This is a genomic window from Vitreimonas sp., assembly GCF_036392335.1.
Lineage (GTDB): Bacteria > Pseudomonadota > Alphaproteobacteria > Caulobacterales > Aquidulcibacteraceae > Vitreimonas.
Genome location: NZ_DASVYD010000041.1, coordinates 68,655 through 77,279, shown reverse-complemented (window position 1 = coordinate 77,279; position 8,625 = coordinate 68,655). Strand labels below are relative to the sequence as shown.

Annotated in this window: 9 protein-coding genes; 2 read left to right on the top strand and 7 right to left on the bottom strand. The window is 62.3% G+C overall.

Going from position 1 to position 8,625, the window contains the following annotated elements; genetic code table 11:
* The 6 genes from VF769_RS09740 to VF769_RS09715 all read right to left on the bottom strand — a co-directional run.
* On the bottom strand, positions 1-178 hold a 178-nt coding region (locus tag VF769_RS09740; protein WP_331008206.1), incomplete at its 3' end, for an aconitase family protein.
* Positions 162-1,373: a 2-isopropylmalate synthase gene (locus VF769_RS09735; protein ID WP_331008205.1), complete on the bottom strand. Its 1,212-nt coding sequence runs from the start codon at positions 1,371-1,373 to the stop codon at positions 162-164. The genes VF769_RS09735 and VF769_RS09740, both read right to left, overlap by 17 nt.
* A 97-nt stretch (positions 1,374-1,470) precedes the next feature.
* The gene (gene ilvN, locus VF769_RS09730) at positions 1,471-2,022 is read right to left on the bottom strand and encodes an acetolactate synthase small subunit (RefSeq protein ID WP_331008204.1); all 552 of its coding nucleotides are present in this window, start codon (positions 2,020-2,022) and stop codon (positions 1,471-1,473) included.
* Positions 2,022-3,749 carry an acetolactate synthase 3 large subunit gene (locus tag VF769_RS09725; protein ID WP_414731775.1) on the bottom strand — a complete coding sequence of 576 codons (1,728 nt, stop codon included), beginning with the start codon at positions 3,747-3,749 and terminating at the stop codon, positions 2,022-2,024. The genes ilvN and VF769_RS09725 overlap by 1 nt, the downstream gene beginning before the upstream one ends.
* Positions 3,750-3,840: 91 nt before the next feature.
* The gene (gene ilvC / locus VF769_RS09720) at positions 3,841-4,848 is read right to left on the bottom strand and encodes a ketol-acid reductoisomerase (RefSeq protein WP_331008202.1); all 1,008 of its coding nucleotides are present in this window, start codon (positions 4,846-4,848) and stop codon (positions 3,841-3,843) included.
* Positions 4,848-6,551 carry a dihydroxy-acid dehydratase gene (locus VF769_RS09715; RefSeq protein ID WP_331008201.1) on the bottom strand — a complete coding sequence of 568 codons (1,704 nt, stop codon included), beginning with the start codon at positions 6,549-6,551 and terminating at the stop codon, positions 4,848-4,850. The genes ilvC and VF769_RS09715 overlap by 1 nt, the downstream gene beginning before the upstream one ends.
* A gap of 410 nt (positions 6,552-6,961) precedes the next feature.
* Between VF769_RS09715 and VF769_RS09710 the strand changes: the two genes are divergently transcribed.
* Together VF769_RS09710 and VF769_RS09705 are read left to right on the top strand one after the other, a co-directional pair.
* Positions 6,962-7,612 (top strand): 2-hydroxychromene-2-carboxylate isomerase, encoded by a 651-nt coding sequence (locus VF769_RS09710; protein WP_331008200.1) that lies wholly within the window; start codon positions 6,962-6,964, stop codon positions 7,610-7,612.
* Entirely contained in the window at positions 7,612-8,211 is a 600-nt protein-coding gene (locus VF769_RS09705; protein WP_331008199.1) for a TetR/AcrR family transcriptional regulator, read from the top strand. Before VF769_RS09710 ends, VF769_RS09705 begins: the two co-directional genes overlap by 1 nt.
* Here the strand turns inward: VF769_RS09705 and VF769_RS09700 are convergent.
* A complete protein-coding gene (locus VF769_RS09700; RefSeq protein WP_331008198.1) occupies positions 8,208-8,609 on the bottom strand; it encodes a hypothetical protein in 402 nt (133 codons plus the stop codon). The two genes, VF769_RS09705 and VF769_RS09700, sit on opposite strands and share 4 nt — an antisense overlap.
* Positions 8,610-8,625: the final 16 nt, after the last annotated feature.

Here is an 8,625-nt window from a genome sequence, read left to right as displayed (position 1 = left end):
GCCGGCGCACCTTGAGGCCGCGCGCGTCCAACTCGCTGAACGCTTGGGGGCTCGTCACTTCGTGCACGAGATGCAGATCGACATAGAGGATCGCCGGCGTTTCGCCGGTCTCCGCCTGCACGACATGCCTCTCCCAGACTTTCTCGAAAAGCGTCTTGGGCTCAGTTGACGACGACATTCTTGCCTCCGCCGACTCGTATGTCGGTTACTTGCTCGATCAAAGCGATCAATTCCGTATCATCGACCTCGCCGATCTGATCGGCGCGGCGTTTGAACATGGCGAACACTTGGGCGATCACATTGTCGGTGAGGTCATAACCCAAGGCGCGTGCGCGTTGCGACAAGGCGTGACGCCCAGAATGCTTACCGAGCACAAGCCGCGTGCCGTCGAAGCCCACGTCTTCGGGCCGCATGATCTCATAGGTCCGCGCATCCGCCAGCATGCCGTGCTGATGCATGCCGGCCTCGTGCGCGAACGCGTTGGCGCCGACGATGGCCTTGTTGCGCACCACGGGGCAGTCCGTGAGCTCGCTCAGCAGCTGGCTCGTCGCCAACAGTTTGCGTGTATCCACGCCCGTCGTGACGCCGAATTGATCCGCGCGCGTGCGTAACGCCATCACGGCTTCTTCCAGTGCGCAATTGCCGGCGCGTTCGCCGATGCCGTTGATGGCGCCTTCGATCTGACCCGCGCCGTTCGCCACCGCCGCCAACGTATTGGCGACGGCCATGCCGAGATCGTTGTGGCAGTGCGCCGAGAGCACCACGTCCGGGAAGCGCGGCGCGATCTGCGCGTGCAGATGCTTGAAGATCTGGCCGATCTCGAACGGCGTGGAATAACCCACGGTGTCGGGTATGTTCAGCGTCCGCGCGCCGGCCTGGCTCACCGCCTCCAACACGTCGCCCAGAAAGTCGATCTCGGTGCGGATTGCATCCTCCGCGCAGAACTCGACGTCGTCAAAATAGGTGCGCGCGAACTGTACGATACGCACCGCGGTCGCTAGCACTTCGGCGCGGCTCATATTCAGTTTCGCGGCGCGGTGTATTGGGCTTGTGCTCAGCACAATGTGAATGCGCCGCCTCGTGGTGCTCTTCAGAGCGCGATGCGCGGCGACGACATCCGACTCCACGGCGCGGGAAAGCGAACACAGGATAGGACCGTCGACTTCACCCGCGATGCGCCGCAGCGCCTCTTCGTCTCCCGGGGATGCGGCGGCGAAGCCAGCCTCGATCACGTCGACGCCCAAGTCACGCAACGCCTTGGCCATCTTGAGCTTGGCGTGGGCGTCCATCGAGAAACCCGGCGCCTGCTCGCCGTCACGCAGCGTCGTGTCGAAGACGAGCACGCGTCGCGGTGCGCTGTTTACGCCAGGCATGTTACCGGCCCCCTGGATCGCGTCGCGGCCTGGGCGGTGAGGGTCGTCGTTGTGATAATCTTGGTCATGTTAGCCTCCGTTGAACTCAATTTGCACTTCAGGCCGACGGCGCTGCGTCGGCGGTGCTAATTCGGTCCAATTCGGGGCCGCGATGGATGGAAAGCACGCCCGTGCGGGAGACTTCCACGAGACCTATGGGGCGCATAAGGTCGACAAAGGCGTCGATCTTGTCGCTGGCGCCTGTCATCTCGAAGATGAAGCTCTCGAGCGTGGTGTCGATCACCTTGGCGCGGAAGATTTCCGAAACGCGCAGCGCCTCGATGCGATCCGCGCCGGTGGAGCGCACTTTCACCAGCGCGAGTTCGCGCTGCACGCCGGCCGGATCGCGTGTCACGTCGATCACGTTGCGCACCGAGACGATCCGGTCCAGCTGTGACTTGATTTGGTCGATAATGTTGGGCTCGCCGCGGGTCACCACTGTGATCCGCGACATGTGCGCGGATTTATCGGTCTCCGCGACGGTCAGGCTCTCGATATTGTAGCCGCGCGCGGAGAACAGCCCAACGACGCGCGCGAGCACGCCGGGCTCGTTATCGACGATGATCGCCAGCGTACGGCTCTCAGCGGGTTCTCCAGCATGCGGCGGCATCAGACCAGCTTCTTTCCGTCGTCGTCGATCTCGTCGCCCACGAAGGTGTCGGCGAGGATCATTTCGTTGTGCGGCTTGCCCGATGGGATCATCGGGAAACAATTCTCTTCCTTCGCAACGCGGCAATCGAACAGAACCGGGCCGGGCTCGTTGATCATCTGCATGATCTTGGCGTCCAATTCGTCGGGCTTCTCGGCGCGAATGCCGACAGCCCCGAAGGCTTCCGCCATCTTCACGAAATCCGGCAGTGCGTGCGAATAGGAGTGGGAGTAGCGCTCGCCATGCAGCAATTGCTGCCATTGGCGCACCATGCCCATCCATTCATTGTTCAGAATGAAAATCTTGATGGGCAGGCGATGCTGCACGGCGGTGCTCATCTCCTGCATGGTCATTTGCACGCTGGCTTCGCCGGCGATGTCGATCACCAATGCGTCCGGATGCGCCGCTTGCACGCCGAGGGCCGCCGGCAGACCGTAGCCCATCGTGCCTAGACCACCGGATGTCATCCAACGGTTCGGCCGGTCGAAGTGAAAGTATTGCGCCGCCCACATCTGATGCTGGCCGACTTCGGTCGTGATATAGACGTCCTTGCCGCGCGTCAGCTCGTACAGCCGTTCGATGGCGTATTGCGGTTTGATCACGTCGTTGCTGGCTCGGTAGGCGAAGCATGTGCGCGCGCGCCAAGCCCCGATCTGCTCCCACCATGCCTTGATCGACGGCGGCTTCGCACGCTTGGCGCGGTTGCGCCAGGCGACCAGCAATTGCTCCAGCGCTTCAGCTGCGTCCGCGATGATCGGCACATCGACCCGCACGTTCTTGTTGATCGAGGACGGATCAACGTCGATGTGGATTTTCTTTGAGTTCGGGCTGAACGCGTCCAGCCTTCCGGTCACCCGGTCATCGAAGCGCGCGCCGACGCAGATCATCAGATCACAATCGTGCATCGCGTGGTTGGCTTCCCACGAGCCGTGCATGCCCAACATGCCCAGCCATTGCTCATCCGGCGCCGGGAAGGCGCCGAGCCCCATCAGCGTCGATGTGATGGGAAAACCCGTCTCGCGCACGAGCGTCCGTAACGCCTCGCTCGCGCGCGGCCCCGCATTGATCACGCCGCCGCCGGTGTAGAACACGGGCTTTTGCGCATTTGCCATCAGCTCCGCGGCTTCGGCGATCTTCAGCGCATCGACGTGACGCACCGTGCGCTTGGAGCGTTTAGGTGAGCGCTCCGGCGGCAGATACATGCCCGTCGCGAATTGCACGTCCTTGGGAATATCGACGACGACTGGCCCAGGTCGGCCGCTGCGCGCGACGTAGAACGCTTCGTGCAGAATGGCCGAAAGCTCATCGACGCTGTTCACCAGCCAATTGTGTTTGGTGCAGGAACGCGTGATGCCGACCGTATCGCATTCTTGAAACGCATCGGTGCCGATCAAATGCGTCGCCACCTGGCCGGTGATGACCACCATCGGGATCGAGTCGAGCAATGCATCCGCGAGCGGCGTCACCATATTGGTGGCGCCGGGGCCGGAGGTCACGAGCGCGCAGCCGACTTTGCCAGTGGAGCGCGCGTAGCCTTCGGCCGCATGGCCCGCGCCTTGTTCGTGACGCACAAGAATGTGGCGCACGTCGTCGTCGCTGAAGAGCGCGTCATAGATCGGCAACACCGCGCCGCCCGGATAACCGAACAGCGTGTCCACGCCATGATCCTTCAAGGCGCGTACGACCATTTCCGCCCCCGTCAGTGGAATGCCGGCAAGAGCGGCCGGCTCTGACGAGGTGTGGATTTGGGCGATGTTGCTCGTGGTGGTCATTTCAAGCTCACGAATTCGTCGGTGATTTGAGCCACGCCATACGCGAACGCAGCGCCGCACCCGTCTTTTCGATCGGATCGTCGCGGTCTTCGTTGAGCAGCGCGTTGTAGCGCGGCTTGCCGGCTTGGTTCTCGAGGATCCATTCGCGCGCGAACGAGCCGGATTGGATGTCCTTCAGCACGTCACGCATACGGCCCTTGGTTTCTTCCGTAATGATGCGCGGACCGGACACGACAGCGCCGTACTTCGCGGTCTCGGAGATGAAATCGTGCATCTTGCTGATGCCGCCTTCGTAGAAGAGATCGACGATCAGCTTCAGTTCGTGCAAGCATTCGAAATACGCGACCTCCGGCTGGTAGCCGGCGTCCACCAAGGTCTGATAGCCAGCCTTCACCAGCTCTTTCGCGCCGCCGCAGAGCACGGCTTGTTCGCCGAACAAATCGGTCTCGGTTTCTTCACGGAACGTGGTCTCGATCAGGCCGCCGGTCGCGCCGCCGATGCCCTTGGCGTAGGCCATTGCGCGATCGCGCGCCTTGCCGGTCGCGTCCTGATAGACGGCGAACAGCGCCGGGACGCCGCGGCCGCGCGCATATTCACGACGCACCAGATCGCCCGGGCCCTTCGGCGCCACCAGCACAACGTCCAAATCCTTGCGCGGGGTCACGCGGCCATAAACAATCGAGAAGCCGTGCGCGAACAGGATCGTCGCGCCTTCCTTGGCGTTCGGCTCGATCTCATTCTTCCAGACCTGATCCTGGATCATGTCCGGCGTCAGAATCGCGATGAGGTCGGCGCCTTTCACCGCGTCGACAACTTCCGCCGTCGCGATCTTGTCTTCGGTGGCATGGGTCCAGCCCTTGCCGCCCTTGCGCACGCCGGCGACGACATCGAAGCCGTCATCGCGCAAATTTTGTGCGTGCGCGCGGCCTTGGCTGCCATAGCCGATAATGGCGATGCGTTTGCCGCGAAGCGCCTCAGCGTTCACATCATTGGTGGTATAGACAGTCGCTGACATTACTTGGCCTCACGAATTTGGGCTGGCGGTGGATTGGGAATAGTCACCGCGCCCTGCGACGCGGATGAAACGAGAGCGGCGTATTTCGCGAACACGCCATGCGCCGCGGGGCGCGCTGGCGGTTGATATTTTCGGCCCGAGAGATCGGCTTTCACATCGATCGACCGGCCCGGCACATCAATGCGGATTGTATCGCCTTCGCGCACCAGCGCGATCGCGCCGCCGACAGCGGCTTCCGGCGAAACGTGTCCGGCGACGAAGCCGTAGGAGGCGCCCGAGAAGCGCCCGTCGGTAATCAGCGCCACGTCCTTGTAGTCACGGCCCTTCAACGCCGCGGTCACTTGCAGCATTTCGCGCATGCCCGGCCCACCCTTGGGGCCTTCGTAGCGAATGATCAGCACGTCGCCTTCATTGATCTTGCCGTGCTGCACGGCGTCGAATGCGGCTTCTTCGCTATCGAACACGCGGGCAGGGCCCTCGAAGCTTTCGATCTCATGGCCGGCCAATTTGATCACTGCGCCCTCAGGCGCGAGATTGCCGTACAGCACCGCGTACGAGCCGCGCGCCATCGCCGGGCGCGTGAAGTCCGTGATGACTTCCTGGCCCTTCTGCTCGACCGCTTCGGTCGCTTCTTCGAACAGCGCGCGGCCCGAAACCGTCGGCGCATCCACGATCTTGCCAGCATCCGCCAAGCGCTTCGTCACCAAACGCGTGCCGCCGGCGAAGAACAAATGCGACGCCAGGAAGCGCCCGCCCGGCTTCAGATCGCAAATCACCGGCGTCCGCGCACACGCCGCATGGCAATCCTCGATGCCGAAGTCCACGCCAGCTTCCGCCGCGATCGCGGTCAGATGCATCACGGCATTCGTGGAACCGCCGCTCGCGGACACGGCAACAGCCGCATTGATCAAAGACTCGCGCGTGATGAATTTGCGCGCGTTCTGCCCCTTCACGGTCAGCTCAACCGCCAAACGCCCGCAGCGCTCGGCCTGCGCCTTCTTGTCCGGATGCACGGCCGGCACGTCATTTGCGCCCATCGGCGAGATGCCCATCACCGAAAGCGCCATCGCCATCGTGTTGGCCGTAAACTGGCCGCCGCACGCGCCCGCGCCAGGGCAGGCCGCGCTCTCAACCGCCTTCAAGCCTTCATCGTCCAAAGTGCCAGCGCCATGCGCGCCGATCGCTTCGAACACTTCTTGAATCGAAATCTCTTTGCCGCCGACGACACCCGGCATGATCGTGCCGCCGTAGAGCACGAGCCCCGGGATATTCATGCGCGCCAGCGCCATTGCCGCCGCCGGAATAGTCTTGTCGCAGCCGACGATGCAGACAACGCCATCAAGCTGGTGGCCTTCCACCGCGAGCTCGATCGAATCCGCCACGATCTCACGCGAGATCAGCGACGCCTTCATGCCCGGCGTCCCCATCGAAATGCCGTCCGTCACCATGATCGTGTTGAAATCGATCGGCACGCCGCCAGCTTCGCGCACGCCAGTACGCACGTGATCAGCCAAGCCCTGCAAATGCATGTTGCACGGCGTCACCGACGACCAGGTGTTCACCACCGCGATCATCGGCTTTTTGAAATCGGCGTCGCCCATGCCGGCGGCGCGCAGATAGGAGCGCGCGGCGGCGCGATTACCGCCTTGCGTCACGACCGCGCTGCGGCGGTTGGCTGAACCTTGGGGGGGAGTGTCGGTCATCTGGGTCCGTTCGAGGCCCAGGTCCGCCGGCAACAAAAAACCCGCTTCCATCCGGAGCGGGTGTTGCTGGAGGGCCTGAGGGGGTTCTTTCAGGTCAAGGTCAGCAACACCGCGCCGGCGCGTACGATAAGTACGACGCTAAGCAGAATAAGTGAGCTGAGGAGCACCGTGGCGCGCGGGTCCGCGACGGCTGTCGCCGCCTTGGAACGCCCCTGACTGGGATCTACCGCTCGCAATTTTTTGCTCCTCAGGGGGCTGTTTACCCCAAAGCTTTGGTTCAGACAAGGCGTATGAGGCGGGTTTGAGGCATATACGTGCTTTCGTCGCATGACGTAACGTCATGTCTCCTGTGGCAATGGACGAACGCCTGGGCTTGCGCGAGTTTGGGCTCAATCAGGGGAGGCCGCGCTGTGACGCTCACGTTTGATTATTATTTCTCGTTCCGCAGCCCGTATTCGTACCTGGCGGCGCCGCAAGTCGAGGAAATCGCGAAGAAATACGATGTCGCCCCGCGCATGCGCATCGTCCTGCCGATCGCCGTGCGCATCCCGGGCTTCTTCAAGCAAGTGAACCCGCTCTGGCCGCCCTATCTGCTGCGCGACACCTTCCGCATCTCCCAGATGCACAACATCCCGTACCGCTGGCCGCGCCCGGACCCGATCGTCATGGACATGGGCACGCGCGAGGTCGCCGCCGATCAGCCCTACATTTATCGCGTCAGCCGGCTCGGCATTTACGCGCAGCGCAAGGGCGCAGGGCTCGCCTTCGCCCGCGCCGCCTCACACGCGATCTGGTCGGGCGAGATCGACAATTGGCACGAGGGCGATCACCTCGCCAACGCGCTCAGCAAAGCCGGCCTCGATCCCGCCGACGCCGAACGCGCGCTCGTCGAAGAAATGGACTCACTCGACGCCGAGATCGCGCAAAACGAAGCCGATCAGCGCAGCGCCGGCCATTGGGGCGTGCCGCTTTTCGTATTCAACGATGAACCCTTCTTCGGCCAAGACCGCCTCGATCATCTGATCTGGCGCATGCAGCAAAACGGATTGAGTGAACGCTAATGGCCCGTACCCAGGCCCCCGAATATGACGAACGCAAACGCGCCATCGTGGAGACGGCCGCCGCACTCTTCGCGCGCGACGGTTTCAATGGCGCATCCGTCGCCGATATCGCCAAGCGCGGCAAGATTTCAAAATCGCTGATCTATCATTATTACACATCGAAAGAGGACATCCTCTACGATGTGATGATCAGCCACGTGCGCGAACTCGAAGCCGCGGCGGAGGAAATCGCCAGCGATGAAACCTCGGCCCAAACCAAATTGCGCGATCTCACGCATCGTTTCATGGCGCTCTATGTCGGCGCCGCCGATCGCCACAAAGTGCTGCTCAACGATTTGGACAATGTGCCGAAGTCGAAGCGCGCCGAGATCGTCTCGGTGCAGCGCGGCCTGATCGAAACCGTGCGCCAAATGCTGGTCGAGATCGAACCGAAGCTCTCAAAGAAGCCAGGCGCCGCCTTCGCCGCCGCTATGCTCTATTTCGGCACCATCAATTGGACCCACACCTGGTTCAATCCCGAAGGCGCCGTGAATGCCGACACGATGGCGGAAATGGCTGTGGATTTGACGCTGGGTGGTTTGGCGAAGGCTGCGGGTTAGGTTGCTATCTCGAGAGCTTCCAGCTCAGTCACAAAGGATCGCACGAGTTGCTTGTCGTCATCGTTTTTCGCTTGATCGTGAAGGATCGGGACGAGGTAGTAACTGAGCAATCCCGTGCGGTCTGTCTGCCGCCCAGGCAAGTGCTCTTTGATGGCTTCAATGAAGTTCTTGACGGACATGAATGACGCGAACGCTTCGTAGGCGCGTGGATTGGCGTGTGGCAGGTTGGCCAAGTACGCGGACGCAAGCCGGCGCTGATCGCTGACTTTCCATGAAAGGTGCGGCAACAGCACAAGCGCTGTACCGCCTCGCGGATACTTCTGGAGTAAATAGTCGGCGGCTTCGCTTGAGGATAACGCGCGCAGGGTCGCCAACTCGGCTCTGTCGTTCTCGTTCATCGCGGTCCCCGGCCGA

Bases quoted from the DNA above. Each gene is read 5' to 3' on its own strand.
- VF769_RS09735 (WP_331008205.1), bottom strand. From the start codon at position 1,373: ATGCCTGGCGTAAACAGCGCACCGCGACGCGTGCTCGTCTTCGACACG.
- ilvN (WP_331008204.1), bottom strand. From the start codon at position 2,022: ATGCCGCCGCATGCTGGAGAACCCGCTGAGAGCCGTACGCTGGCGATC.
- VF769_RS09725 (WP_414731775.1), bottom strand. From the start codon at position 3,749: ATGGTCGTACGCGCCTTGAAGGATCATGGCGTGGACACGCTGTTCGGT.
- ilvC (WP_331008202.1), bottom strand. From the start codon at position 4,848: ATGTCAGCGACTGTCTATACCACCAATGATGTGAACGCTGAGGCGCTT.
- VF769_RS09715 (WP_331008201.1), bottom strand. From the start codon at position 6,551: ATGACCGACACTCCCCCCCAAGGTTCAGCCAACCGCCGCAGCGCGGTC.
- VF769_RS09705 (WP_331008199.1), top strand. From the start codon at position 7,612: ATGGCCCGTACCCAGGCCCCCGAATATGACGAACGCAAACGCGCCATC.
- VF769_RS09700 (WP_331008198.1), bottom strand. From the start codon at position 8,609: ATGAACGAGAACGACAGAGCCGAGTTGGCGACCCTGCGCGCGTTATCC.